Source organism: Pseudomonas sp. HP_12, from assembly GCF_055283955.1.
Genome location: NZ_JBTOQG010000030.1, coordinates 1 through 24,112, shown reverse-complemented (window position 1 = coordinate 24,112; position 24,112 = coordinate 1). Strand labels below are relative to the sequence as shown.

At 60.7% G+C, this 24,112-nt stretch carries 24 protein-coding genes; 10 read left to right on the top strand and 14 right to left on the bottom strand.

Translation table 11 applies throughout. The features are described 5' to 3' along the window. Nucleotides 1-33: 33 nt before the first annotated feature. Both ACYASU_RS18285 and ACYASU_RS18280 read left to right on the top strand, forming a co-directional pair. Nucleotides 34-411, top strand: a complete 378-nt coding sequence (locus tag ACYASU_RS18285; RefSeq protein WP_463583614.1) for a hypothetical protein — start codon at nt 34-36, stop codon at nt 409-411. A gap of 3 nt (nt 412-414) precedes the next feature. Continuing rightward, nucleotides 415-1,212: a hypothetical protein gene (locus ACYASU_RS18280; protein WP_463583613.1), complete on the top strand. Its 798-nt coding sequence runs from the start codon at nt 415-417 to the stop codon at nt 1,210-1,212. A 7-nt stretch (nt 1,213-1,219) separates the two neighbouring features. Here ACYASU_RS18280 and ACYASU_RS18275 read toward each other — a convergent pair whose 3' ends face one another. From ACYASU_RS18275 to ACYASU_RS18265, 3 genes are all read right to left on the bottom strand, one after another. Continuing rightward, nucleotides 1,220-2,440, bottom strand: coding sequence for a DUF4303 domain-containing protein (locus ACYASU_RS18275; RefSeq protein WP_463583612.1), 1,221 nt, complete (start codon nt 2,438-2,440; stop codon nt 1,220-1,222). Between the two features lie 54 nt (nt 2,441-2,494). Beyond that, nucleotides 2,495-2,848, bottom strand: coding sequence for a hypothetical protein (locus ACYASU_RS18270; protein WP_463583611.1), 354 nt, complete (start codon nt 2,846-2,848; stop codon nt 2,495-2,497). 65 nt (nt 2,849-2,913) lie between these two features. Beyond that, nucleotides 2,914-3,780, bottom strand: a complete 867-nt coding sequence (locus tag ACYASU_RS18265; protein WP_463583610.1) for a hypothetical protein — start codon at nt 3,778-3,780, stop codon at nt 2,914-2,916. A 317-nt stretch (nt 3,781-4,097) separates the two neighbouring features. Here ACYASU_RS18265 and ACYASU_RS18260 point away from each other — a divergent pair, with 317 nt between their 5' ends. The 4 genes from ACYASU_RS18260 (at nt 4,098) to ACYASU_RS18245 (ending at nt 5,964) form a co-directional block, all read left to right on the top strand. Then, nucleotides 4,098-4,547 carry a DUF7832 domain-containing protein gene (locus ACYASU_RS18260; protein WP_463583609.1) on the top strand — a complete coding sequence of 150 codons (450 nt, stop codon included), beginning with the start codon at nt 4,098-4,100 and terminating at the stop codon, nt 4,545-4,547. 218 nt (nt 4,548-4,765) lie between these two features. Beyond that, complete coding sequence (locus ACYASU_RS18255) at nt 4,766-4,993, top strand: DUF4303 domain-containing protein (protein ID WP_463583608.1); 228 nt, start codon at nt 4,766-4,768, stop codon at nt 4,991-4,993. Further along, nucleotides 4,896-5,300, top strand: a complete 405-nt coding sequence (locus ACYASU_RS18250) for a DUF4303 domain-containing protein (protein ID WP_463583607.1) — start codon at nt 4,896-4,898, stop codon at nt 5,298-5,300. The genes ACYASU_RS18255 and ACYASU_RS18250 overlap by 98 nt, the downstream gene beginning before the upstream one ends. A 58-nt stretch (nt 5,301-5,358) precedes the next feature. After that, nucleotides 5,359-5,964, top strand: a complete 606-nt coding sequence (locus ACYASU_RS18245) for an SMI1/KNR4 family protein (RefSeq protein ID WP_463583606.1) — start codon at nt 5,359-5,361, stop codon at nt 5,962-5,964. A 7-nt stretch (nt 5,965-5,971) separates the two neighbouring features. Here ACYASU_RS18245 and ACYASU_RS18240 read toward each other — a convergent pair whose 3' ends face one another. Both ACYASU_RS18240 and ACYASU_RS18235 read right to left on the bottom strand, forming a co-directional pair. Beyond that, nucleotides 5,972-6,592 (bottom strand): DUF7716 domain-containing protein, encoded by a 621-nt coding sequence (locus ACYASU_RS18240; RefSeq protein ID WP_463583605.1) that lies wholly within the window; start codon nt 6,590-6,592, stop codon nt 5,972-5,974. Between the two features lie 216 nt (nt 6,593-6,808). After that, on the bottom strand, nt 6,809-7,717 hold the full coding sequence (locus tag ACYASU_RS18235) for a LysR family transcriptional regulator (RefSeq protein WP_463583604.1): 909 nt from the start codon (nt 7,715-7,717) through the stop codon (nt 6,809-6,811). 100 nt (nt 7,718-7,817) lie between these two features. On the opposite strand from ACYASU_RS18235, the gene ACYASU_RS18230 reads away from it, so the two are divergent. Then, a complete protein-coding gene (locus tag ACYASU_RS18230; protein ID WP_463583603.1) occupies nt 7,818-8,987 on the top strand; it encodes a mandelate racemase/muconate lactonizing enzyme family protein in 1,170 nt (389 codons plus the stop codon). An 87-nt stretch (nt 8,988-9,074) separates the two neighbouring features. Here ACYASU_RS18230 and ACYASU_RS18225 read toward each other — a convergent pair whose 3' ends face one another. The 4 genes from ACYASU_RS18225 to ACYASU_RS18210 all read right to left on the bottom strand — a co-directional run bounded on the left by ACYASU_RS18225 (nt 9,075) and on the right by ACYASU_RS18210 (nt 13,709). Continuing rightward, nucleotides 9,075-10,115 carry an alpha/beta fold hydrolase gene (locus ACYASU_RS18225; protein ID WP_346625902.1) on the bottom strand — a complete coding sequence of 347 codons (1,041 nt, stop codon included), beginning with the start codon at nt 10,113-10,115 and terminating at the stop codon, nt 9,075-9,077. A 110-nt stretch (nt 10,116-10,225) separates the two neighbouring features. Then, entirely contained in the window at nt 10,226-10,672 is a 447-nt protein-coding gene (locus ACYASU_RS18220) for an NUDIX hydrolase (protein ID WP_463583602.1), read from the bottom strand. A 322-nt stretch (nt 10,673-10,994) separates the two neighbouring features. Beyond that, entirely contained in the window at nt 10,995-11,594 is a 600-nt protein-coding gene (locus ACYASU_RS18215) for a histidine phosphatase family protein (RefSeq protein ID WP_192173635.1), read from the bottom strand. 69 nt (nt 11,595-11,663) lie between these two features. Continuing rightward, nucleotides 11,664-13,709 (bottom strand): TonB-dependent receptor family protein, encoded by a 2,046-nt coding sequence (locus ACYASU_RS18210; protein WP_463583601.1) that lies wholly within the window; start codon nt 13,707-13,709, stop codon nt 11,664-11,666. A 549-nt stretch (nt 13,710-14,258) separates the two neighbouring features. On the opposite strand from ACYASU_RS18210, the gene ACYASU_RS18205 reads away from it, so the two are divergent. The 3 genes from ACYASU_RS18205 (at nt 14,259) to ACYASU_RS18195 (ending at nt 16,315) form a co-directional block, all read left to right on the top strand. Further along, nucleotides 14,259-15,080 carry an energy transducer TonB gene (locus ACYASU_RS18205; RefSeq protein WP_282372984.1) on the top strand — a complete coding sequence of 274 codons (822 nt, stop codon included), beginning with the start codon at nt 14,259-14,261 and terminating at the stop codon, nt 15,078-15,080. 94 nt (nt 15,081-15,174) lie between these two features. Further along, complete coding sequence (locus ACYASU_RS18200) at nt 15,175-15,912, top strand: MotA/TolQ/ExbB proton channel family protein (protein ID WP_346630493.1); 738 nt, start codon at nt 15,175-15,177, stop codon at nt 15,910-15,912. Nucleotide 15,913: 1 nt separating this feature from the next. Continuing rightward, complete coding sequence (locus ACYASU_RS18195; protein WP_192173631.1) at nt 15,914-16,315, top strand: ExbD/TolR family protein; 402 nt, start codon at nt 15,914-15,916, stop codon at nt 16,313-16,315. An 888-nt stretch (nt 16,316-17,203) separates the two neighbouring features. On the opposite strand, the gene ACYASU_RS18190 is transcribed toward ACYASU_RS18195, so the two are convergent. From ACYASU_RS18190 to ACYASU_RS18170, 5 genes are read right to left on the bottom strand one after another with little or no spacing between them, the layout of a single operon-like run. After that, nucleotides 17,204-18,412 carry an acyl-CoA dehydrogenase family protein gene (locus ACYASU_RS18190; protein ID WP_192173630.1) on the bottom strand — a complete coding sequence of 403 codons (1,209 nt, stop codon included), beginning with the start codon at nt 18,410-18,412 and terminating at the stop codon, nt 17,204-17,206. Nucleotides 18,413-18,438: 26 nt separating this feature from the next. After that, nucleotides 18,439-20,169 carry a dipeptide ABC transporter ATP-binding protein gene (locus tag ACYASU_RS18185; protein ID WP_192173629.1) on the bottom strand — a complete coding sequence of 577 codons (1,731 nt, stop codon included), beginning with the start codon at nt 20,167-20,169 and terminating at the stop codon, nt 18,439-18,441. Next, complete coding sequence (locus ACYASU_RS18180; protein ID WP_192173628.1) at nt 20,166-21,029, bottom strand: ABC transporter permease; 864 nt, start codon at nt 21,027-21,029, stop codon at nt 20,166-20,168. The genes ACYASU_RS18185 and ACYASU_RS18180 overlap by 4 nt, the downstream gene beginning before the upstream one ends. After that, nucleotides 21,029-22,066, bottom strand: a complete 1,038-nt coding sequence (locus ACYASU_RS18175; protein ID WP_244655980.1) for an ABC transporter permease — start codon at nt 22,064-22,066, stop codon at nt 21,029-21,031. Before ACYASU_RS18175 ends, ACYASU_RS18180 begins: the two co-directional genes overlap by 1 nt. After that, on the bottom strand, nt 22,063-23,748 hold the full coding sequence (locus ACYASU_RS18170; protein ID WP_463583600.1) for an ABC transporter substrate-binding protein: 1,686 nt from the start codon (nt 23,746-23,748) through the stop codon (nt 22,063-22,065). Before ACYASU_RS18170 ends, ACYASU_RS18175 begins: the two co-directional genes overlap by 4 nt. Nucleotides 23,749-24,112: the final 364 nt, after the last annotated feature.

Here is a 24,112-nt window from a genome sequence, read left to right as displayed (position 1 = left end):
GCCCGACACATTGATTGAAGAGCAATCCCAACCATGAAAAATCGGGCACCCTACTACGTGCTTTTTACTGTGACGCTTTCACTGTTGTGCCAACCCGCCCTGGCATCATCGTGGCAAATCTGCAGGCTGCAGTTGCGCATTACTGATGTCGTGACAAACCCATTTCCCAAGTTGCAGGCCGAGATCCTGAAAGTAAGCGTAAAGACGGCCACGGTTATCTGTCCCGAGCAAGGGACGACTCTCATGTTTACGCCGGAAACGTCGGACTATCAGGCGGTGCTTCCACGCCGAAGCTGGCCTAAGAAAGGGCAAGTGGTGCGCATTGACTACCGATATCTGGATGGCATCTGTAAAGGCGACGGTAACAGCCATCCCTGCCGCATCCAGCACTACTCGCTGCCAAGGGATTGAACGTTGAATCATAAAAAACTACTGGGCTATCTTCCGCGCGACCTGGTTGAGCCGATTACCCATGACGTTGCGCGGGTGACTGCATGGGCGATGCTTGGCCCTGAAAAAAAACCACATGAAGTTGTGACTGCACAGGTGCTCAAGCGGGTGTTCCTGCGTTGGGATTGCGTGCTGAAAGGGCCTTGTGATGAGGCCAACTCACACTACAAAGACCTTGTTTGCCTGACGATGGCGGCGGTGCTCCATCGTCACGGATTTTGCGATGGTGCATTGACCAGGACTGCGCTGGACGCGGTCGACACGCTTAATGAGCATGTCGTGCTGAGCGATACCTTCGAACGTAACAGCGACGCTATCAAGGCGCTGCTGACTTGGCCACCGCCCCCCTTGGTACGACGCCCACCTATACCCAAAAACCTTACGTTCTGGCGAGAGGGCGACGCGGCGTCCGTACAGATTGGCGAATGGTTCTATGCGATCTACGTCCATGAGATTCTGGGGAACCACGAAGCCCCGATAGTCGAGATATACGATTTCACCTCACGCCTCCGCCCAGAGCCTGAAGACCTCAGGCACTGCAAGGCCAAGGGGCAGCGCTACAATGATGGCGTGATGCATATCGACCGTCGCGCGCCTTATGGGCTGCGGGATGTGCCAGACAGGGCTAGGCAGTTTCAGATCCTCGCCACCGGCTTGCCCGCGCCCCGTGTTGATCATTTGCAACCGTCGATTGGGCTGTTCGCCGTCAGTGATCCGTTCACCCTTCTGCAAGACATCCAGCACGCGTTTGGTCACGATTGAACAGCAATCAGCGACGTTGCATGGCCTCAAGACCAATGCCCGCGAGGTAACACACCTGCTCATCGGTATCCTGTGTTGCCCGGCATAGCGCCTCGATTGCCCGAAGCGCGTCGTCGGGCAGCAGGCCACGGTTATTCAATCCACTCGCAGCATGACGGCGAATCACCACGTGGGATGAAGCCAGGCCGCGCAAAGCTTCGGTGACATCGGTAGAGGTGGTATCGATTTGGCCGCAGGCGTCTTCAAGGGTCTCTTCAACCGCAGCACGCAGGTCAGAACGCTGATCAAGCAGACGCTCCAGGGGCCTGTAGTTCAGCACCGGTTGCTTCACGCTCCGCAAGCGGAAACCGTCGAAGTTCGCGCAGATGCCCGCGACAGCGATGTCGGGTCCTTGCTGCATCAGCCAGTCGACATCCTCGAGATAACCCAAGGCCTTCGCGCACCAGTGGCGAGTCGGCTGCTCACTGGCCGTAATCGCCTGTCGGCGCAGGGTCTGGAGGACGGGCTCATCAGCAATGCCGGCCAGCCCGAGAATGCGCGCTGCAGGCGTAGGTTTTTTATGGCCGTTGACCTGCTCGATGAGCGCAGCCTGCGCGGGGCGGCCGTTTGCAATCAGCCAGCGCTCAGCGTCTTCCCCCGAAATGCCATGCGAACAGTGTAAGCGGCTGACATAGAACGCGGCCTGCTCGTCGTGCGGCCAGACAGAGACTTCCCGCAGGGTATTTTCAATGGCCCATTCGACAGGGAAATTATCCTTGAACTGCCGGCGGGTCATGCTGCGCTTGGCCAAGGCAATATCGCCAGCAAAGTCATGGAAAATCACCACGAAGCCAGGCGTCACACCAGGGTGCTGACTGAAATGTCGGCCCAGCGCCCTGGCGGCACGGCTCACGGTGACCAGAAAGCGCCGCTCAGCCGCTTGCCATTGACGCGGGCCAAGCCGATTGGCGTGGGCTTGCAGCTCGTCATCAAGCGGCGTGAACTGTGCAGCAGCGTAGATCTCCCAATCCCAGCGCCAGTCCGCCGGGTTCCACTTCACCGAGCTGAAACTTTCATCTTCCTCATCGGGATAGTCCTCGCTGAGCGCTTGCAGGCTGTTTGCGGCAAAGCTGGGCAGCGACAGAATCGTCTCTTCTTCTCGGTAGCTCGCGTGAAACGCCGCGGCGTACAGCGGGCTGACACTTTCATTGAGGAATGTTTGCAATGTATGTCTGGCGGCATCGAACAACGCCTGTTCCAGGGCTTTCCAATTCATCATTCAGCTCCCTGCTGACAACTGAGTTCACCCGAGCAGGTCAAGCATGCCCTCAAGGGTGCTTTCCAAAAGGGCCAAGTCGATGTGTGTGCCATCGCCATATTCTGCGGTCCGCCGCGCACATTCAATGATCACCGTGAGTCCCAGACGTCCCCGGTGGCCCGGGTATTTACGCAGCTTGAGTTCAACCCGGGTCGGGCTTAGCCAGGTGCTGCGGTCTGCCGACCACAGATCATCCTCGAAGCCAAACACCACGCTCCCGTTTTGGGTATCAATGATTTCCGGCGGGAACACCCACTGGCTGTTGCCGGCTTCCCAGGGGATCGCCTGGACTTGGTAGCGACCGTGTGGGGACGAGGACAGTAATTCGATGTCGCGCATGCGTGGACTCCTGCAGCGGGGATTGGGGCCGGGGCCTTCTGAACAGTAAAGAAAGCGCCCCGCCGCTACCAGTCGCCCCGCCACTGTTCGAGAAACTCGGTATCTCTGGACAGACCGACGCTTTCCCCCAATTGGTACAACACCTCCATCAGGGACTCGCGCTCCACCGTTTCAATCTGAGCTTCAAACTGGTTGATTTGCAGCATCGCGTTTTCGAACAGCGGCAGCGCGCGATCGGCCGCATCGCGGCCCTGCAATTTCAGCACTTCATCATAGAGCGCAGAGACCACAGGATAAATGTTAGCCAGAACCTCTTCATCCCCTTCCAGCAACTCAAGCCCTGTTTTTAACTCCGGTTCAGATGTTGTGGCCGCGGGACTTTCTTTGCGGAACAAGAGCAGCGCCTCCGGAGTTTTAAGCGTCGGAAAAGTAAATTTCTTGGCTTCATCCCAGTTGATGCCCGTGTGGTAGAAAAGTCGCAGCCTTTGTTGCAACTTGACCGTATCGCCGTGAAGGCCGCAGAACTCATGACCTTCAATGATTGCAAGGTCTTGATCAGGGCATAGATCAGACTTCAACACCGTCGCCCCTATGTTCGAATAACGGTCGGTCAGTTCTATGAGGTCAGCAGTGTAGTTGCCGTCTGAGACCCACATGAATGAAAGCATCTTTTTCCGTATCGGACGCTCATTGACCTTCACTTCGCCTGCGCTCAAAAATCGCCGAAAAAGTGCCTTGATCGGGGCCCGAGCAACCCACATGCAAAACAACATAGGGCTGTCGTTTAAATCTACGCCGTCCCATTCGTCGACCGTTCTGAAAACATCAAAAAACTCCAACAGGCCGTGCTCTCGCATCTGGGCAAGGGTATAAACGCCCTTTTCCACTTCAACAACGAACACGGCGTCATCAACCCACTTGACTGCTCTCACTGCCCATACTCCTTGTTTTTTTATGGCTCAACCTTCAGGTTTGGCAGCCAGCTTTGCTTCTTTCACAAATCCGAGGTCAATCGGGTGGTGCTATGACTATTGGTGCCATGACGCCTGAACCCTTTACGCAACAGCTCGAATTCGCAGACTATTGAACCATCATTTCAAAAGGCGATCTCTAGCGCGAGGATGAGCCAGAGCCGTTGAAGGGCATGTACCGTCATGAAAGCCGTCAGACTCATCTACAGCAACGCGCCGTCAGCCCAAGTGCTCTGAGGGGACTCAGAGCATCGGCCCCCCCTATCACCGGAGCACACATGAAATACGACGATGCCTCCTGGCACTACGGGGGCACCTTCCCCAAACATCTGCCAAATGCAGCTGGCGCCACCCATATCGGGATGTTTCTCGCCTGGATGCTGATCAACAACCTGGCCAGCGAAGAACTGGAGGAAGACGCCGAGAGCGAACTTGCCCAACTCAAAGATCGCACCCTCACCGGGGCACAGTTCGTAATGACCGTACTGGACGAAAAACTGACCGACCAGGAGTTCTCTGAAGCCGGCAATGCATTTGCCGTTGCTTACTACCAGGGTTTGAACAACGACAGTCGTTACGTTGACGACTACCTGCTGACCTTTGGCGTCGGCATTGAAACCCTCTACGGCGTTGAGGACTGCTGGGCTAATTACGACCAGCTGTCTGGGGTGATGGATGCGCGCTTTGCGGCCTGGAATGCAGCCGGGCGGCCCGAATACATTACTTGAATGTGCTTTCGATGACCTGCTGGCGCAGGTGGCAGCAACCCCTTAGGCAGTGCCCGCCAGCCTTGAGCTGATCGCATCAATGTCCTCACCCCATAGGCTGTGATTGTTGTCTGCCTGATGGGGGTGGTTTGGCGCTTGACTGAAGAGCCGGACGCGAGGCGCTGTGGAAAGACGCTACATTTCTGAAATGACCCCCAGACCCGCGCTGATGCCCAATAATGGTCAGCCAAACCTGCGACGAGAAACCCATGCCCACTTTGAATATCGAGCAGTTTCAGCGGGATGTCCTCAACGCATCCATGAGCGCGATCGAACAGTTTCGAGCGGACTTTCCGAACACGCAGGTCTGTGGATTCGCGCTGTATTCCGACGCCGACGCACGAACACTGGCACCCTCTTTCAACACTCAAGACCATCTGGCCCGTCCAAGCCGAATACCCGGGTGAGGAGCAATACTTCAAGTGGTCTCCCGCCGGATGGAGCCACGAAGCCTACGGCGGGGAATTCTTTAACGATCTGTCGAAAACGCTCCGGAACATGGCCGACGCGACCACCGAAAGCAATTTCGTGGCGCATCGCGGGCTTATATTTGAGCAATGTGTAATCGCTCTGAAAAAGCTGACAGCGACGTTCGACACTGCCATTTATGTATTTTCGGTTTCTGACTTTGAATGCGTGGAGGACGAGATTGCCTGGGTAACCGCTCTCAACACTCCGGAACAGGCCAACGAATTCAGGACATGGATAGCATAGGCGTCAGGCTGGAAACTCGGATCACTGGATATTCACTACGTTTGCAAGGACGCCAATCATGAGCCTCGTCGGTACCTACCTCGCCGGCCTGCGTCAGTCCTTGGTGACCGAAGATATCGCTCAACTCAAACATGCACACGGGGCTTCGGCGGCAGACCTGCAGCGACTCATCGAGCGTTACCCATTGTGCCCCGCAAGCCTGTTGCAACTGCTCGGCCAGATTGACGGCACTCATTATCGGGATTACCCGAACGGCGAGGTCATGGTGCTGATGCTGGGCTCCGACCTGCCCGGCTATCCCTACTACCTGAGTTCGGTAGAAGACATACTTACAGAGGCTGACGGCCTTGATACTGAAAGCATCGTAGAACTTTATAAAGGCTGGTTTGAAAAAGGCTGGCTGGATCAGGAGATGGATCTGATCGAAGAAGGTTTTGACCCTACGGTGGGCATGAATGAGCGGCTGTGTTTTTCACACTGCATCAACAACGGGGGCACTTCGAAGTTGTACATCGACTTCAATCCCGCCCCAGGCGGCAAGGTGGGTCAGGTCGTGCGCTTTCTGCATGATCCGGATAACTATGAAGTCATTGCGCCGAGCTTCGACCACTACCTGCAACAGCTGATCGATGACGACTACGCGTTCATTCGCCCAGAGCCCTAAAGCCTGCTTACTGCCACGGAAATGAGCGGTGGGTCACTCGCCGCAACGGAACCGAAAGTGCGGAGAAGCGCGCTTCGATCTGCATGCACCGATTGCCGTTCATGCGCTCTCCCAGGCACAAGGGCAACGCCCGACAAGCCTGCAACGCACTGGCAATGTTGATCTCAAGGACAGCGCTGACCTCCCGCGCCGCGACACCTAACTGGTCAGGCGAGCATTCAGCAAGAAACAGGTCGTACTCGGCATATAACTCGCGCGCCAAACCGGGTTCTGCTGCCTTTGGGTCATCACCGCCGGGCACCTCCAGGAAGGCATCTTGTTCAGAGTAATGCTCAAGGGCGACAGCGTAGTCCTCCAGGCTAGAGTGCGGCTGCTGTCGCTTCTGTACACACAACACGTCCGCAAAACTGGCCGCTTCCAGGCATGACGAAAGCTCGAATCTGTCGCCAAAGTCCAATACGCGACGCTCATCGTCTTCATCAATATTCGACACCAGGTAAAACAGGCTCTCCAGCAACGCTGAGTCCCCTTGAACGTAGACCCAGGCGTATCGCTGCCATAGGGCTCGATCATCAGAGCATGCAGCAATAGCCTCTACTGTCTCGCGGAACGAATTAAGCTTGAACATCCTGCCAACTCTCCTTGCATGCCACTGTCGTGCACAAACAGATCAACCCGACTCGTGGTCTGAAACTTCAGAGGCCGGAGTTTGCCCATTATATGGTTGGTATGGCGCCTCTAGATGGAGGATCACTTTCACGCCATCGGGTTAACGTTTTCGAGTACCACCCCCCTCTCGTTAACATTTTCGAGTCTTGGTTAAGAGTTTCGACAGCGGATCGCATCAGCCAGCCCATCCGCCCCCAGGCAGGCCCACGTCACCACCCGCCTCACCCCAAAACGCTTCCGCCGCCTGACTCAACTGCGCCTTCGGCCGGGTCAGGTGGATTTCCAGCGGAATATCCCAGCTTTCATCCAGCGCTCTGACCAACCGCCCCTCCAGCACTTCCTGCTCGGTGAGGCTTTTCGGCAGCCACGCCACGCCTTTGCTTTCCAGGGCCATGGACATGAGCACCGCGGCAAGGTGGCTGCTGAAAAGTGGTTTGAGGTGAAGGTAATCTTCCTTGCCCCGCAGTCGGTGCGCGACGATACGGCCCAGCCCGGATTCATGGGTATACGCCAGATACGGCAACGCCGCAGCCGGAGTGCCGAATCGGGTCGACGTGCTCGCCAGGGGCACCAGCACGTCCTCACCCACTTTTTTGCTGATGAACTGATCAGGCGCCAGCAACGGAGGGACGTCGGGGTGGCGATGGCTGAGCATGAACTGCACCTGACCGTGGATCAGCATCTGCTCGCAGACGGCCATGCTGTCGGAGTGCAGTTGCACGGCCTCAATGAGAGCGCCATTTTCCGAGCTTCGCAGCCACTTGGGGAAGAAGGTGAACGACAGCGAATGCGTCGCCGCGAACTTGAGTGACCGCGCTGCCATGCCGGCCACTTCCTGAGCCTCGTTGCGCATCCGGTACAGGTGCCGGGCGGCCTCCTGAGCGCTGGGCAAAATCTGCCGGCCGGCTTCCGTCAGCGTCGCGCCCTGGGGTGTGCGCACGAACAACTCCACCCCCATCCAGTTCTCCAGCGAGCGAACCCTGCGGCTAAAGGCCGGCTGGGTAACATGCCTTGCTTCGGCGGCACGGACAAAGCTGCCGTACTCCGCCAGCGCTGACAGATCTTCGAGCCACACGAGTTCCAAGGGGCCATGCCTCCTGTGCATAGGGTGCGGCATTAATAGCATTGGGCGGGTCGCGCCGCAAAGCCTAACGTGGGGCCACGAACAACAAGAGGAACCCGTCATGCGCATCGTCGACATTCGTGAGAAAACTGTCTCCATCGCCTCACCCATCGCCAACGCCTACATCGATTTTTCCAAGATGACCTGCTCGGTCGTTGCAGTGATCACCGACGTGATTCGCGACGGCAAACCGGTTATCGGCTATGGCTTCAATTCCAACGGTCGCTACGGCCAGGGCGCGCTGATGCGTGATCGCTTTCTGGCACGCATCACCGAAGCGGACCCCGACACCCTTGTCGATCACGAAAACAATAACCTGGACCCGTTCGCCATCTGGAAAGCCCTGATGACCAACGAAAAGCCGGGCGGTCACGGTGAGCGCTCGGTCGCCGTGGGCACTATCGACATGGCGGTCTGGGACGCGGTGGCCAAGATCGAAGGCAAACCGCTGTATCGCCTGCTGGCTGACCGCTACCGTAACGGCGTGGCCGATGACAAAGTCTGGGTCTATGCGGCAGGCGGCTATTACTACCCCGGCAAGGACCAGACCAAACTCAAGGCAGAGATGCAGAGCTATCTGGATCGCGGTTATGACGTCGTCAAAATGAAGATTGGCGCCGTGCCACTGGACGAAGACATCCGCCGCATCGAAGCGGTGCTTGAGGTGGTGGGTGACGGCCGCCGACTGGCCGTCGATGCCAACGGCCGTTTCGATCTGGAAACCGGCATTGCCTACGCCGAAGCCATCAAGCCGTTCAACCTCTTCTGGTACGAGGAAGTCGGTGACCCGCTGGATTACGCGCTTCAGGCCGAGCTTGCCAATCACTACGAACTGCCCATGGCCACCGGTGAAAACCTGTTTTCCCATCAGGACGCCCGCAACCTACTGCGCCACGGCGGCATGCGCCCTGATCGCGACTTTCTACAGTTCGACTGCGCGCTGTCCTACGGGCTGGTGGAATACATGCGCACGCTGAAGGTGATGGAAGACATGGGCTGGTCGTCCCGCCGCGTGGTGCCACACGGTGGTCACCAGATGTCCTTGAACATCGCCGCCGGTTTGCACTTGGGCGGCAACGAATCCTACCCGGACGTGTTCCAGCCCTTCGGCGGTTTCGCTGACGGGATCAAGGTGGAAAACAGCTACGTCGGATTGCCGGATATTCCTGGGGTTGGCTTTGAAGCGAAGTCCGCCTTGTACGCCGTGATGCGCGAGTTGGGTGAAGGCTGATTGGCGATCGCGTCAGCCCTCTTGCCCCACAGCTGATCCGCGAAATGCTCCGGTCATTGCACCTCAGACGTGGCATGACCGGCATCTTCACGCCTGCAGCGTTCGCGACAGGAAATCCCGAATGTACTGCGCAATCTCGGCCGCATGGGTCTCCAGGGCGAAGTGGCCGGTCTCAAGAAAATGCACTTCGGCAGTCGGGATGTCCTTGCGAAACGCTAAGGCACCCGGCGGGACAAAGGCCGGATCATGCTTGCCCCACACCGCCAGCAATGGCGGTTGATGCTTGCGCAGATACCCCTGAAACGTGGGATACGCCGCGACGTTGCTGCGGTAGTCGAGAATCAGGTCCAGCTGTATTTCGTCCGCGCCGGCCCGGGCCATGTAAAAAATGTCCAGATTGTAGCCGTCGGGCGAGAGCTTCTCGGGATCAGCACCGGTGCCGTATTGCCACTCGCGGATGGTCTTGGGCGACAGCGACGGGCGACAGGCTTCGCGATTGGCTGGCGAAGGATCACGCCAATAGGCCTGCCACGGGTCCCACTGATCGCTGAAACCTTCCAGGTAGGCGTTGCCGTTCTGGCTGATGATTGCCGTCACCTTCTCCGGGTTGGCGGCCGCGAGGCGCAGGCCGGTAGGCGCCCCGTAGTCGAAGATGTACAGCGCGTATCGAGTCAGCCCCAGGGCTTCGGTGAAGCCCTCGACCACTTTGTAGAGGTTGTCGAAGGTGTAATCGAACTGGCCTCGCGGCGGTGCCAGGGTGTTGCCGAAACCGGGCAAATCCGGGGCAATCAGGCGGTATTGGCTGGCCAGGAGCGGCATGAGGTTACGGAACATATGGCTAGCGGTCGGGAAGCCGTGGAGCAGCAAGAGCACTGGCGCATCCTTCGCGCCGACCTCGCGGTAAAACACTTCGACATCGCCGACCTTTTGCGTGTGGAACGTGACCCGGAAGGCATCATCGAACTCGACGCTACTGTGCCGGGCAGAAGGACGTGCGCTGGCGGGTGCAGCGCTCACGAGTGAAGCAGCCAACGCAGACGCTGCTCCAACCGCAGACGCTTGCAAGATGCCGCGGCGACTGACGCCGGGTTTGCTGTTCGAGGCGTTGGCCGAATCGAAAGTAGTCATTAGGAGACCTGCATGAGTGAGTTCATGCTGAATCCTATTGGCTGCTGCAACGGCCGTGAATCACCAGGAAACTCAACTCACCATTGCGGTTTTTGCAATGCTGGTAGAGGTCAGGCTAGCATCGACAGCGATCGCAGCAACTCATGCAATCCTTCCGGCACCAGCACGCCGTCATGACTCAACTCGACGCTGTCCAGCCACACGGCGGTGAATCTTTCACCGTTACTCTCCTGCCCTTCCAGACCGTTTTGTTCGTAGAGTTCAGGGTCTGCGAATTCGGCGTCATACACCTGAACCACTTCATGGCCGGGGTTACCAAGGTAGGTGAACAGGCTTTCCAGGGTGCCGAGCAGACGAACGTTACGGATAGGAAGATTCAGCTCTTCGCGGATTTCCCGGACGATAGCATCGGCACTCCTTTCTCCGAATTCGATGCCGCCGCCCAGAGGACGAAACAGCGTTTGCTGCTTCACCGGATCGGGAAACGCGTTGACGAGGATCTTGCCTTGGTGATGGAAGACGCAGATGGCGATGTAGCGAATGCGAGGTGGCGACATGGGGTTTCCAGTGCGTGAATGCTGAAATCTAATATAAGACCGGCATTAGCCGGGAAAGCGCCAGTTGTAGTGGTCACGCTGCAAATGTGCTGGGGTTCATGCCGGCCTCTTCCCGGCTGAAGCCGGTCCCACTAAAAGCACCGTGCATCCCGGTAGGACTGGCTTTAGCCGGGAAAGCGTCAGTGGTCACGCTGCAAATGTGCTGGGGTTCATGCCGGCCTCTTCCCGGCTGAAGCCGGTCCCACTAAAAGCACCGCGTATCCCGGTAGGACTGGCTTTAGCCGGGAAAGCGTCAGGCGTCACGCCGCAAATGTAAGCCCCGTCACGCACCTGGCAACGGACTTGCCACCGGCACTCTGTAATCGGCAACCCGCTCGACATGCTCCAGCACCAGCCAGTGTCCATTGCCCAGTTGCCAGTCGAAAAAGTCCGAGAAATCCCGGTTCACCAGCGCCCGAATGGTTTTCGCCACAAAGCCGTGGCCCACCAGCAGAAGATCCTCGGCCGCAGGCAAGCTGATCAGGGCAATCAGACCGTCGTGAACCCGCTTGACCACGTCCGCGATTGACTCTCCTCCCGGCGGTCCGCTGTCCCACTGGCGCGTGATGTTGCGCTGCCACATCTCCGGATAGCGCGCCTGCGCTTCGGCTTGGGTCAGGCCCTCGAACACGCCGACATCCCTCTCGCGAAACGCCGGAATCACCTGCAAGGGCAGGTCCAATCGGTAGTTGAGAATGTCGGCAGTCTGCCGGGCGCGCTGCAAGGGGGAGGTGACGATGCGGCGGATCGAGTCAGGCCATTCCAGACGCAACGCCGCCGCCTGTTCGCGACCGGTCGCAGTCAGGCCGGGATCGAGGGCGCCGAGGTAACGGTGTTCGGCGTTGGCCTGGGTCTGGCCGTGACGTACGACGTATAAGCGCATGCAATGTCTCCCGTCGATGGCGGCAGATTCCGATGATGGCCCGCCGGATGGCAGGCCGGCGTGACCGGATCAGAAGCGGTAAGAAACACCCGTGGTCACGTTGATCGGATCACCAACGTAGAAGTTGGCCGAGTCTTGCCCTCGTGCGTCGTACGCCGTGTTGGACGCTGTGGCATAGCGCTCGTTGGTCAGGTTGCGGGCATCGACGAACACCTCCCATTTCCGGCCTGGCGCTTCATACCCTACTTTCGCCCCCCACAGCGTATAGGAAGGCGCATGCAACGAATTGGCGAAATCGACGTAGTAGCTGGAAGCAGAACGCGCGTTGACTTCGGCATAGAAACCGCTGGCCTGCCGATATTCGAGTGCGGCCTGGTAGACCTGACGCGGCAGACCCGGCAGCTCGTTGTCGCCGAAAGTCGCGTCATTGCGGTAATGGAAATCGTTGTACGTGAACGCCTGACGCAAGGTGAGGGTGTCACCCTGTCCTTCCCACAACAACGCGTTCAGACCGGCCTCGATGCCTTGATGAATCGTGCCGCTGCCGTTTGAGGTGGCGATCAACGGGTCCTGCGTCGCGGTGGCCTGACGCACCACCACCGACAGCAACTCCTTCTGCACCCACGAGCGATACAGCGTCAGGCTGCCGTCGAAAATCCCGTGCGCTCCGCGAATGCCCAGCTCAACCGTGTTGGCCTTCTGCGGCCGGACGTCCTGGATGTAGGGCGTCCCGGTGCTGCCCAGTTGCCAGGTCACGGGTGGGTCAATGGAACGGCTGACGTTGCCGAACAGCTCGAATTCGGGGGAGATTTTGTAGCGCAGGCCAATACGCGGCGCGAGGTCATGCTCTTGGTATTCGACGCCGTTGGGAAACGCGGTGGTATTGACCCCGGTGGTGTATTCGATTTCCGCCTTGCGCTTGATGTCGATGAACGACAGCCCGGTCGACAGCCAGAGGTCATCTGTCAACTGCAGCTCGTTGCCCAGCGAGAAAACCGTGTCACGCGAGCCGGTATAGTTCGCTTCCTGCTGTTTGGTCCCGGTCGCCTTGCTGTGGGATTTGACGTCGGCGAGGTACGCCTGGGTGGTGCTGAAGGTGGCGGTGCTGTCGCTGTTCAAACCCAGAAAAGTGTCGCCTGTGCGCAGGTATCGCAAGGTCAGGTTGATGTCCTTCGAGCGCCAGTCCTGGGGCGTCGCCGAGTAGCGCCAGCCGTTATAGAGCGGGTAATCGTTGTAGCCCAGGCCGACTTCCAGCTTGGCATTGTCGTCGAAGGTGTAAGTGGTTTTGCTGCCAAGCAGTGTCGTGCCGTCCTTCTTGCGACCGAATGGCACGGCGTTGCTTTTCGGGTCGTGTTTGATCTGGTACTTCGTCAGCGTGTTGCCCTGGCTGAGGGTCTCCTCTCGATAACGCAGGAAGAACCGGGTTTCCAGCTTGGGATTGAACACATAACCGAAGTTGGCGACGATGCCCTGCCCTTTATTCGCCGTGTCGTCCTGATAACCATCACGCTCGTTATGTTGCAGGCTGACGTAATAATCAGCGTTACCTTCTACGCCGCCGGTGCTTAATACCTGCTTGCGATAGCCATAACTTCCGGCTTCGAAGCGCGCGTAACTGCCGGGGTCGGTGCGGCCGGTCTTGCTGACGAAGTTGATCGCCCCGCCCAGCGATAACGCCGAATAGTTAAAGGCGTTGGCGCCGTATAACACTTCCGTGTGGTCAACACCGGCCATGTCGAGCATGTCTTCCTGAGTACCGCCGGGGCCGGTCAGCGGCAGGCCGTCGAACAGAAACTTGATGCCCAGCACATAGCCTTGATAGAAGGTGTTCAGTCCTGACCCTCGGATAGAGATCTTGTTGGCCGCTGACCCGCTGGTGGCCTGGGCGAATACACCGGGCTGCAAGGCCAGTACATCTTCGGCGTTGGAAGCGCGGCCTTTTTCAATCTCGTGGTTATCGATGACGGCCGTCTTGCCGGGTACTTTCGCCAGTTGCTGCTCCGCCTTCTGCGCTTCGCTTGCCGCCGCGCCGGTCACCGTCACGGTCGCCAGTCGCGGGTCTTGGGAACCCTCGGCGTCACCCTCAGTGGCGAACAATGGTCCGTGGACCAGCATTAACAGGACGCCCAGACTGGACGCCGTTGCCAAGGGATCGAAGCGCCGAGCGCGCGTATTAAAAGAGTGCTGTGTCAAAACAAGAGTCTCCGCAGTTAAATGTCAGTGGGAGCATCTATTCGTATAGTCGCGCTCGGCAGTGACTTTGCAGAGTTCATGCCACGTGTTATTGGCCCTGTTTATCCGGCGTTTACTATCTAAAACGTTGGGCAGGCGACACTTTGCTGCAACTCTGTCGGGTGACCAACACTTGCCAGGCATATAAAGGTGTTGCACCCCTGTTTATGACTTCCCCCCGAAAAACCCCTATAACCGGATGAAAGCGCCTCATAACCTCTACTGTTTCTGACGCAACACCTGATCGACAAAACAATGCTGATGGCACAACAGCAATTGTCGTGCAACGCTCTAGACCGGTCATTTTGCGGCGGATGGACACTTGGTATGGCTCTTGCTCCCTGAACTAAGCCGGTGCACGTGGCACCGGCATCAACAGGATCAAGGAACTTCGGTTCCGCATTGTTACGTTAAACAGCTGGGAGTTAATCAATGGCCAATGCCCAATCCGCCAACGCACTGAATGTGCTTTGGCGCCAGGCGCCGGGCGGGGAGTTGCTCGACCTGGGCCGGGTTTACCGAGGCCCTTTGGCGCTGTCGCGTCTGCAGACCACGCCCCGGCAGATATTGACCCGTCGCGAAGCAGTGCTGCTGGGCGTCTTCGCCCTGGTGTTGCACGGTGCGGTGATCTATTGGATCAATAGTTCGCCCGCCGCCACCCTGCCCGTGGTCCCGCCGGAAATCCCGCCGATGACCATCGAGTTTTCACAGCCTGCCCCTCCGGTTGTCGAGACGCCACCGCCACCGCCCCAGCCCGTCGCGCAACCCGTGGAGGAGCCTCCGCCCCCGGTAGAAGACGAACTGGCCGTGAAACCGCCGCCGCCCAAGCCCGTCCCGAAACCCAAGGCCAAGCCGGTCGCCAAGCCCGTTCCCAAACCTGTCGCCAAACCGGCGGAGCAGCCACCTGCACCGCCGACTCCACCGCAACCGGTCGCCGCGCCCGCACCGCCTGCGCCACCCGCGCCTGCACCGGTCACACCGGCTTCGGCCAATGCCGGTTACCTGCACAACCCTGCGCCGGAATACCCGGCCCTGGCCATGCGCCGCAACTGGGAAGGCACCGTATTACTGCGCGTCCACGTGCTGGGCAGCGGTAAACCGAGTGAGATCCAGGTGCAAAAAAGCAGCGGTCATGAGCAACTTGACGATGCCGCTCAGGCGGCCGTGAAACGCTGGAGTTTCGTCCCGGCCAAACGGGGCAATGACCCCATCGACGGCTGGGTCAGCGTGCCCATCGACTTCAAGATCAGGTGATCGACCATCTGGTCGCAACATCGCGGGCTACCTGACAAAAGGCGCATCGCTTAACCCCTATTTGCCTTGCTTATTTGCCTTGTTGGAGCCGCACATGAACCTTATCGCCTCACCTTTCGATTCCATTGAACACGCCGTCATCTGGGTGCTGATCCTCTTCTCCGTCGCCACCTGGAGCCTGGCCCTGCTCAAGGGCCTGCAGTTTGCTCGCCTCAAGGCGCAGGACCGGAAATTCCACAAGCAATTCTGGGCAGCCTCGAGCCTGGACTCGGCCGCTGAGCTCGCGCAGACCCGGCCGGGTGCCGCCGCCCGCGTCGCCCTGGCCGGTTACGCGGCGATTCAAGTGCCGGAAGGTGGCCACGCCGCTGATTTGAGCCAGGCGATCAACCATCAGGATCGACTCGAACGCGCCCTGCGTCAGCAAATCGTGCGCGAGCGGCGGTCGCTTGAAACCGGCCTGGCCATCCTCGCCAGTATCGGCAGCACATCGCCTTTCATCGGCCTGTTTGGGACGGTGTGGGGGATCATGTCAGCGCTCAAAGGCATCAGTGCGGCAGGGTCGGCCAGCCTTGAAACCGTGGCCGGTCCGATTGGCGCCGCACTGGTGGCCACCGGCGTCGGTATCGCCGTCGCCGTACCGGCGGTGCTGGTTTACAACTATTACCTGCGTCGCCTGAAGCTGACCGCCGCTGACCTGGACGACTTTGCCCACGACTTCTACAGCCTGGCGCAGAAGCATTCGTTCCGCGTGTTGCTGCATCCGGTGCTGAACAAATCGGGCGCCGCGGCTGGCACAACGGCTGCCGGCCAGAAAGTGAAGGAGGCGTCCTGAGATGGCTTTTTCCACACAAGACAATGACGAAGTGCTGAGCGAAATCAACGTCACGCCGCTGGTGGACGTGATGCTGGTGCTGTTGGTGGTATTCATCGTGACGGCGCCGCTGTTGACCAATTCCATCCCGATCAACCTGCCGAAAACCGAAGCGGTGGCGCCGGTGGAGCAAAAGGACCCGCTGGTGGTGAGCATCGACGACAAGGGCAAGCTGTTCATCAACAAGGACGAGATTCAGGCGGATCTGCTGGAAAGCAACCTCAGGGCGGCCAAGGACAAGAACGCCGACGTGCGCGTGCAGTTGCAGGCCGACAACGGCGTGAATTACGGCGAAGTGGCGCGGGCAATGGCCTCGATCGAGAAGGCCGGGATCACCAAGCTTTCGGTGATTACGGCTAAATGACTGTTTAGAAGATCAAGAGCGTCTGCCTGGGGGCAGACGTTTCGCCTTCGGCGAGTTACTTTTAAAAAGCACTAAAAGTAACCAAAAGTGCCTGCTCTCGGTTTGGCCCGACTTCGTCGGGTTCCCTCACTCCGACGACGCTCCGTGGGCCCGCGCCGAACGGACATCCATGTCCTGACGGCGCTCTCGCGGCATCCATGCCGCTCGGCCCACTCCGCGTCGTCTGCGTTCGGCCTGCACCAAAGTCGCGATTGGCGTCGTCTGGGCTTTGTGCGTATGAAGATCAAAGGCAGATCAAGGGCGGGTCAAGCGCCAAGGACTTGTGGGAGTGAGCTTGCTCACGAAGGGGTCGGTACATCCAACACATATCTGGTGTTTGAGATAAAGCATTCGCGAGCAAGCTCGCTCCCACAGGATGGGTGTGAGATCAGCAAAATTGTTGGCGCCTGAGCTGGCCTCTTCCCGGCTAAAGCCGGTCCCACTAGCAGCAGCGCATGCATCCAGTGGGATTGGCTCCGACCGTAGGACCGGCTTCAGCCGGGAAGCCGTTGATCTGCTTTGAAGCGCTTTTGATCTTCATACGCAAAAAGCCCAAACACCACAAATCGCGACTTGGGTGCAGGCTGAACGCAGGTCTCGCGGAGTGGGCCGAGCCGCATGGATGCGGCGAGAGCGCCGTCAGGACATGGATGTCCGTTCGGCGCGGGCCCACGGAGCGAGACCGGAGTGAAGGAACCCTGACGAAGGAAGGGCCAAACCAGGAGCACAAGCCCTTGGTTACTTGGGGCTTTATCAAGTAACTCGCCGAAGGCGAAACAGTCTGCCCCCAGGCAGACGCTCTTGATCTTAAAGATCTGGATCTTGATCTTGATCTCGCGTTTACCGCCTTCAAAACAACCCGGACGTCGGCGGCGGTGTCCCCTTGAGCTGCCAGGCCCCCACCGCCGCAGCCTTCCACTGCCGCGGGTTGTGATTGGACACCGTGCGCGCGTTGCGCCAGTGACGATCCAGATTGTGCGCCCGCCCCGTCGTCGAAGCACCGCCTACATCGAACACCAGCTCTGCAGCTTTCAAGGCTGACTCGGCAGCCATGTACTGCGCCTGAGCCACATCAACGGCGGCTTGATCCACCGCCACCGCGTCCAGCTCGGCGGCCCACGCCCGGTCGATCGAGGCGGCGGCGTGCAATACCACCGCTTCCGCCGTAAAGGCGCGGGCCGCAATGTCGCCGACGCTCAGCTCGACGTAAGGATCATCCACCGAGCGCGTTGCCGTGCTGTGCTTGATCGGCCGTGCGTGGTCCCGGGCGAAACTCACCGCGTCGTTCAAGGCATTGCGCGCGATGCCGGCGTTGACCGCCGCCAGGAACACCTGCAGAAACGGCGTAACGATGGTGCGTTTGCCCTCCTCCACCGTGCGGGTGCGAATCTCCTCCGCCTTGACCTGCACATCGTGCAAATGCGTGGTGCCACTGGCCGTCAGGCGTTGGCCCATGGCGTCGAAGTCATCGACCAACTCCAGGCCCTGACGGTCGCGAGGCAGGATGAATGACACCGGCTGATCGTTCTCATCCAGCGCCACCGCGCTGACCCAGTCGGCGTACAGCGAACCGGTGCTGTAATACTTGCTGCCGCTCGCCCGGTAATCGTCGCCATCGCGGACGATACGCGCGCTGATCGCGCCGTTGACGCCGCCCACTTCCCAGCCGGCATTGCCCACCACCGCGCCCTGCAGGTAGCGGGCAAACCAGCGCTCGCGCTCAGCCTCGGCGTCTTCAGCCCGGGAGGCCAGCAGGCCTTCGACGAAGCCGAATCCGGGGCGCAACGCCTGGGCCACGTTGGAATCAGCGGACGCGATGCGGATCAGCAGCGCGATGACTTCCCTGACCGTCGCCCCGGCGCCACCGAAGCGCACGGGAATGCGCGCAGTGAACACACCAGCCTTGGCAATCTGCGCGACGGCCTCATAGGGCAATTGCCGATCACGTTCGCGCCGGGCCGCCCCTGCGGCGATGTCCGGCAGCAGGCGGTCCAGTCGCGCGTTGAGTTCTGCGACGGTGACGACCGCAGGTTTGGGTACAGCAGACAACGTACTCATGGCAGATCCTTGTTCTGAATTCGAACCTAAATGGCGATTTTCCACAGCCGGGATTCATCAAACAGCAGCACTGCGCTTTCCGGTTCCAGCGGCGGCACCACCAGTGTGGCGCCGGTACCGGGCAGACGCGGAACCGCACCCAGCAGGCGTCGGGTGTATTCGTGTCGGGGGCTGTCGAAGAGCGTCTCGACCGGCGCGCGCTCCACCACCTGGCCGTGACGCATGACCAGCACTTCATCGCTGACGTGGCGAATCACCCCCAGATCATGGGAAATGAATAGATACGCCAGGCCCAGCGACGCCTGAAGATCCGCCAGCAGATCGAGCACCTGGGCCTGGACGGACACGTCCAGCGCCGAGACAGGCTCGTCGCAGATGATCACTTTCGGGTTGCTGGCGATGGCCCGGGCGATGGCCACGCGCTGACGCTGTCCGCCGGACAACTGCAACGGCCGACGGCTCGACAGCTCAACCGGAAGACGAACTTCATGAAGCAGCTGGGCAATCCGCGCGCGCTGTTGCTCGAACGGCATGCCGGCCACATCCAGGGCGTCGGCGAGAATCTGGCCGACGCTCCAGCGCGGGTCGAACGAGCTGAGGGGGTCTTGATAAATCACGCTGATGTCGCGCCGATGCAGGCGCCGGGTTTTCTCCTCGACGCGCCCGCTGCCCGCCCCCGTCCACGGCACATTGAGAAACTGCACCGCGCCGGCATCGGGCTCCAACAGGCCCAGCACAATGCGCGCCACAGTGGTCTTGCCGGAACCGGACTCGCCGACGATGCCTAGGGTGCGGCCCGCACGCAGCTCGAAGCTGACGCCATCGACGACCTGCCGCACCTGTTGATCGGGGCCGACGTAGCGCTTGCCCAGCCCGGTAGCCTTGAGCAACACCGGAGAATCCACCCCCGCCCGAGCCTGCAGCGCTGACGCACCCTGCCCCGACCCACCCTGCGCCGATGAAAGCCGCGTCCCGCGCGCATGTTCGGCGGGCACGGCATCCAGCAATGAGCGGGTGTAGGCATGACGCGGGTTGCGCAGCACTTGCTCCATCGGCCCCTGCTCGACCACTTCGCCGTGGCGCAGCACCAGCACCTCATCGGCCAGTTGCGCAACCACGGCCAGGTCATGGCTGATGATCAACAGCGAGTCGCCGCGTTGGCGGATATGTTGCAGGACGTCGAGGATCTGCGCCTGCACCGTGGCGTCCAGCGCGGTGGTCGGCTCGTCGGCAATCACCAGTCCGGGATTCATCGCCAAGGCACTGGCAATCAGCGCGCGCTGACGTAATCCTCCGGAAAGCTGGTCAGGCCGCTGCCGTGCGCGCAGCCGTGGCTCGGGCACGCCGACGGTCTCCAGCAATTCGATAACCCGCTCGCCCCGGCTGACGCGATCGCCCCAGCCATGGGTCTGCAGCACTTCGAGAATCTCCTTGCCCACCGGGCGCAACGGGTCCAGGGACACCAGCGCATCCTGCAGCACGAAACCGATTTCCCGGCCGCGCAAGTCACGCCATCCGCGCTCCGACAGCGCCAGCAGATCACGTCCGGCATAACTCAGCCGGCGCGCCGTGACCCGCGCGCCCTCGCCCGCCAGGCCGATCAGGCTGCGCGCCGTCACGCTCTTGCCCGAGCCGGATTCGCCGACCAGCGCGAGAGTCTTGCCCGGTTCCAGGGTGAACGACAGATCACGCACCACCGACTGCCCGGCGAATTCGATGGACAGGCCTTCGACGATCAAACGTTTCGGCTCGCTCATGACAGTCGGCCCTCCAGACGTTGTTGCAGGTAACGACCGGCGACCGTGGTCGACAGCGTGGTGAGGACGATGAACAAGCCGGGGAAAAACGTCAGCCACCACGCGTTGGCGATAAAGTCGCGGCCCATCGACAACATGGTTCCCCATTCCGGCGCCGGTGGACGCGCGCCGAGGCCGAGGAAGCTCAGCGCCGACGCCCAGACGATGGCCTGACCGACGCCCATGGTCAGGGTCACGATCAGCGGCCGCATGGCGTTGGGCAATAGTTGCCGGGTGATGATGCGCAGTGGTGGATGGCCGAGGGCCTTCGCCGATTCGATGTAGCCGGCATTGCGCACCGCCAGCACCTGACCGCGGACCATGCGCGCATAACCGGGGGCGCCGCCCAGACCGGTGGCAACGATGAGCGGGCCGATGCCGCTGCCAAAAATCGCCACGAACAGCAGCGCCAGAATCAGACTGGGAAAGGCAAACAGCATTTCAAGCACCCAGCCCACGGCGCGGTCGACCCGTGCGCCACCCAATCCGCCGAGCAGGCCGAGAACGATGGCGATGCTAATGGCAATGGCGGTCGCTGCCAGGCCGATGAACAGCGACTGGCGCGTGCCGTAGATCACTCGGGAAAAAATGTCCCGCCCCGATTGGTCGGTGCCGAACCAGTGCGCCCAGCCCGGTGGATGAAACGCATCGCGCGGCACGATCGCCAGCGGATCGCTGTGGGCGAACCACTGTGGCGCCAGGGCGGCGAGGATGACCAGCAGCAAAAAGGCCAGGGCCAGCGACGGGCCAATTCGCCAGGTGCGCGGCGTGCGCTGGACCCGGATCGCGGGCAGCGGCGTGTCGAGAATCAGGTCGCTCATCACGGGTTCTCCTGTTGGCGAGGGTCGACCCATTGGTAAAGCAGGTCGACCAGAATGTTGGCCAGCACATAACCGGCGGCCACCACCAGGCTGATGCCGATGGTCAGCGGCAGGTCCTGGGCTTGCACGGCCTGGTACAACTGACGTCCGAGGCCCTTGCGGGAGAAGATCACCTCGATCACCACGGCGCCGCTGATCAGCGCGCCGATGGCCCAGCCTGACAGCGAGATGCCCGGCAGCACGGCATGACGCAGCGCGTGTTTGAAGCGCACGTTGAAGTCGCTCAGCCCGCGGGTTCTGGCGGTCAACACGAAGGGTTGTTCAAGGGTCAGGTCCAGGGATTCGCGTGTGACCTGGGCGATGAAACCGGCCAGCGGAATCGCCAATGCGAAAGACGGCAGCACCAGTGTCCGCCAGCCGTCACTGCCCGCCGGCGGAAACAGCCGCAAGCCAAACGCGAACACGGCCAGCAGCAGAATCCCCAGCCAGAAATGCGGCAGCGCGGCGGATACCGTTTCTGCCAGCGACGCGAGGGTGCTAACCCAGCGGCGGCGCCCGGCGGTGAGCACCGTTAACGCCAGCACCAGCAGCCACGCCAGCGCCAGGGAGGTGAAGGTCAGTTCCAGCGTCGGCCAGGATTGCTCGGCGAGCACGCGGGTCACCGGCAGATGCTGGGAATAGGACATCCCCAGATCACCTTGCACCAGCCGCCCGAGGTACAGCGCGTATTGCACGGCCAGCGGTTTATCCAGGCCGTATTCGCGGGTGGCCTCGGCGATGGTTTCGGCGGTCGGGTTGCCACTCGGTCCACCGAGGATCGCCAGCACCGGATCGCCGGGCATCAGGCGCAAGGCGAAGAAGGTCAATGTCGCGACCGCCCACAGCACCAGAATCCCGCCCGCCAGGCGCCACAACGCGCGCTTGCCCAGCCGCTGCAATCGCTCGCGACGCGGGTTCGCGGACGGCGTCTGAGGGGCGGCCTCAGGGTTGTTGTCCAGCGCGTTGGTCAGCCCGTTGCTCGACGCTGTATTGGTCATTTGTTCACCCATGCGTCATAGAGGTAAGTCACCGCCAGCGAGGTTTCCAGCCGCACGCCCTGGGTGGTTTTGTAGATGCCCAGTCGAGTGCTCTGCGGGTACGTGGTCAGTTGCAGGTATTGGCGGGAGGCAATCTGTTGCGCCTTGTAATACAGCGCCCGCCGCTGCTCGGCGTCCTGGGTGGCGAGGGCCTGCTGCACCAGCGAGTCGAACGCCGGGTCGCTGAAGCCGGCGGTGTTCTGGTGGTAGCCACCCACCCCTGCGGGACGAATGAACTCGCTGCCGAAGATGATGCGCAGTACGTCGGCGGTGTTGGTGTTCCAGTAGCCGAGGCGAATGTCGTAGTCCCAATCGGCCTGGCGCTTGGTCGCCTGCACGTCGCTCATCTGGTCGACGATCAGCTCGAAGCCGGCTTGCCGCGTGGTCGCCTGGACCTGTTCCCATAGGGTGTATTCGGAGGGTGGCGTGCGGTTGCCCATGACCACATGAACTTGCAGGCGCTTGCCCTCCTTCGTCCGATAGCCGTCGCTGTCCCGTTGGGTCCAGCCGGCCTGATCGAGCAGTTGTGCAGCCCTGGCAGGGTCGTAATCCTGGGCGTGCTGGAAGTCCGGGCTGTAGAAGCGGGTGGCCGGGCTCAAGGGTCCGCCTGCGCGAGGGAATTCATTGAAGTACACACTTTTCAGGGCGCCATCGATGTCGGCGCTGCGCACGAACGCTTCGCGCACCTTGAGGTCGTTGAACGGCGCGCGGGTGATGTTCAGCGTGCCGTTGGTGGGGTTGCCGGGGCGCTGGGCGATGATCAACTGCAGGTCGGGATTGCGTCGGGCCGCTTCATGGGATTCCGGGGGCAGCGCCTCAATGACGTCGACTTCACCGGCCTGCAGCGAGGCGAAGCGCACCGAGGGCTCCTGGATGAATTTCCAGACCACGCGGTCCAGCCAGGCCGGGCCCTGATGTTTGGCGGTGGGCGGCGCCCAGTTGTAGTCGGGGTTGCGCACCAGTTCGACCTGGCTCTGGCGGTCCCAGCGAACGATTTTGAAGGGGCCGCTGCCGACCGGGCTTTCGCAGTTGGTGTCACGGGGGCGCTGAAGGGCCGTCGGGGATTCGATGCCGAGGAAGCCCTGGGCGAGCACTTCGAGGAAGGCGGCATAGGGCGTCGCGAGGTGGACGACGGCGGTGTCGGCGTCGATCACGTCGGTGCTGCGGTATTGGCGAATGTAGCCGCCCGCTGTACTGGACTGGGTTTTGGGGTTGGCCATGTGGTCGAGGTTGGCTTTGATCGCGGCCGCGTTGAACGGGGTGCCGTCGGTAAAGTGCACGTCGTTGCGCAGGTGGAAGGTGTAGGTCAGGCCGTCGTCGGAGATTTCCCAGCTTTTCGCGAGCCAGGGACCGATGCGGCCTTCGGCGTCCATGGAGACGAGTGAGTCGAGGTACTGTTGGCCGATGAACACTTGGGGCATGTCGCCGGCGACGTGGGGGTCGAGGCAAGTCGGTTCGCGGTCGGTGGCATAGACGAGTGTGCCGCCTTTGACGGGTTGTTCGCTGCGGGCGACGGTGGAGGTGCTTTGTCCGCAGCCGAGCATGAGGCTGCAGAGGGTGGCCACGCCGAGGATGGCGGTGGGTTGGGTCCACGACCGGGGCCGAGGGTCGGGCAGTCGCAATGTGGGGGCGCGTTCTCGCATGGGTCCTGATGCCTTTGGTCCGGGATCAGGGTTATTGCACAAGGCATGCCGGGTTTTTCCAGCGGTAAATGCGGTGTGTCAGGCGGGTTTCGGGTTGCTGGCGGGGCAATTTGTGTGGCGGGTGTTGGTGGGGCAACAGCTCGGCTCTTTTTTTGGCTGCGCCGCGAGATCGAGATCGAGATCAAGATCAAGATCAAGGGCGTCGGCCTAACGGCCTCGATTTCGCCTTCGGCGAGTTACTTGGAAAAGCACTCCAAGTAACCAAGGGTGCTTGCTCCTGGTTGGGTTCCTCCTTCGTCGGAATACCCTCACTCCGACGACGCTCCGTGGGCCCGCGCCGAACGGACATCCATGTCCTGACGGC

Coding starts and splice junctions, on each gene's coding strand:
- ACYASU_RS18285 (WP_463583614.1), top strand. CDS start 34: ATGAAAAATCGGGCACCCTACTACGTGCTTTTTACTGTGACGCTTTCA.
- ACYASU_RS18270 (WP_463583611.1), bottom strand. CDS start 2,848: ATGCGCGACATCGAATTACTGTCCTCGTCCCCACACGGTCGCTACCAA.
- ACYASU_RS18260 (WP_463583609.1), top strand. CDS start 4,098: ATGAAATACGACGATGCCTCCTGGCACTACGGGGGCACCTTCCCCAAA.
- ACYASU_RS18255 (WP_463583608.1), top strand. CDS start 4,766: ATGGTCAGCCAAACCTGCGACGAGAAACCCATGCCCACTTTGAATATC.
- ACYASU_RS18245 (WP_463583606.1), top strand. CDS start 5,359: ATGAGCCTCGTCGGTACCTACCTCGCCGGCCTGCGTCAGTCCTTGGTG.
- ACYASU_RS18240 (WP_463583605.1), bottom strand. CDS start 6,592: ATGTTCAAGCTTAATTCGTTCCGCGAGACAGTAGAGGCTATTGCTGCA.
- ACYASU_RS18230 (WP_463583603.1), top strand. CDS start 7,818: ATGCGCATCGTCGACATTCGTGAGAAAACTGTCTCCATCGCCTCACCC.
- ACYASU_RS18225 (WP_346625902.1), bottom strand. CDS start 10,115: ATGACTACTTTCGATTCGGCCAACGCCTCGAACAGCAAACCCGGCGTC.
- ACYASU_RS18220 (WP_463583602.1), bottom strand. CDS start 10,672: ATGTCGCCACCTCGCATTCGCTACATCGCCATCTGCGTCTTCCATCAC.
- ACYASU_RS18215 (WP_192173635.1), bottom strand. CDS start 11,594: ATGCGCTTATACGTCGTACGTCACGGCCAGACCCAGGCCAACGCCGAA.
- ACYASU_RS18210 (WP_463583601.1), bottom strand. CDS start 13,709: ATGCTGGTCCACGGACCATTGTTCGCCACTGAGGGTGACGCCGAGGGT.
- ACYASU_RS18205 (WP_282372984.1), top strand. CDS start 14,259: ATGGCCAATGCCCAATCCGCCAACGCACTGAATGTGCTTTGGCGCCAG.
- ACYASU_RS18200 (WP_346630493.1), top strand. CDS start 15,175: ATGAACCTTATCGCCTCACCTTTCGATTCCATTGAACACGCCGTCATC.
- ACYASU_RS18195 (WP_192173631.1), top strand. CDS start 15,914: ATGGCTTTTTCCACACAAGACAATGACGAAGTGCTGAGCGAAATCAAC.
- ACYASU_RS18190 (WP_192173630.1), bottom strand. CDS start 18,412: ATGAGTACGTTGTCTGCTGTACCCAAACCTGCGGTCGTCACCGTCGCA.
- ACYASU_RS18185 (WP_192173629.1), bottom strand. CDS start 20,169: ATGAGCGAGCCGAAACGTTTGATCGTCGAAGGCCTGTCCATCGAATTC.
- ACYASU_RS18180 (WP_192173628.1), bottom strand. CDS start 21,029: ATGAGCGACCTGATTCTCGACACGCCGCTGCCCGCGATCCGGGTCCAG.
- ACYASU_RS18175 (WP_244655980.1), bottom strand. CDS start 22,066: ATGACCAATACAGCGTCGAGCAACGGGCTGACCAACGCGCTGGACAAC.
- ACYASU_RS18170 (WP_463583600.1), bottom strand. CDS start 23,748: ATGCGAGAACGCGCCCCCACATTGCGACTGCCCGACCCTCGGCCCCGG.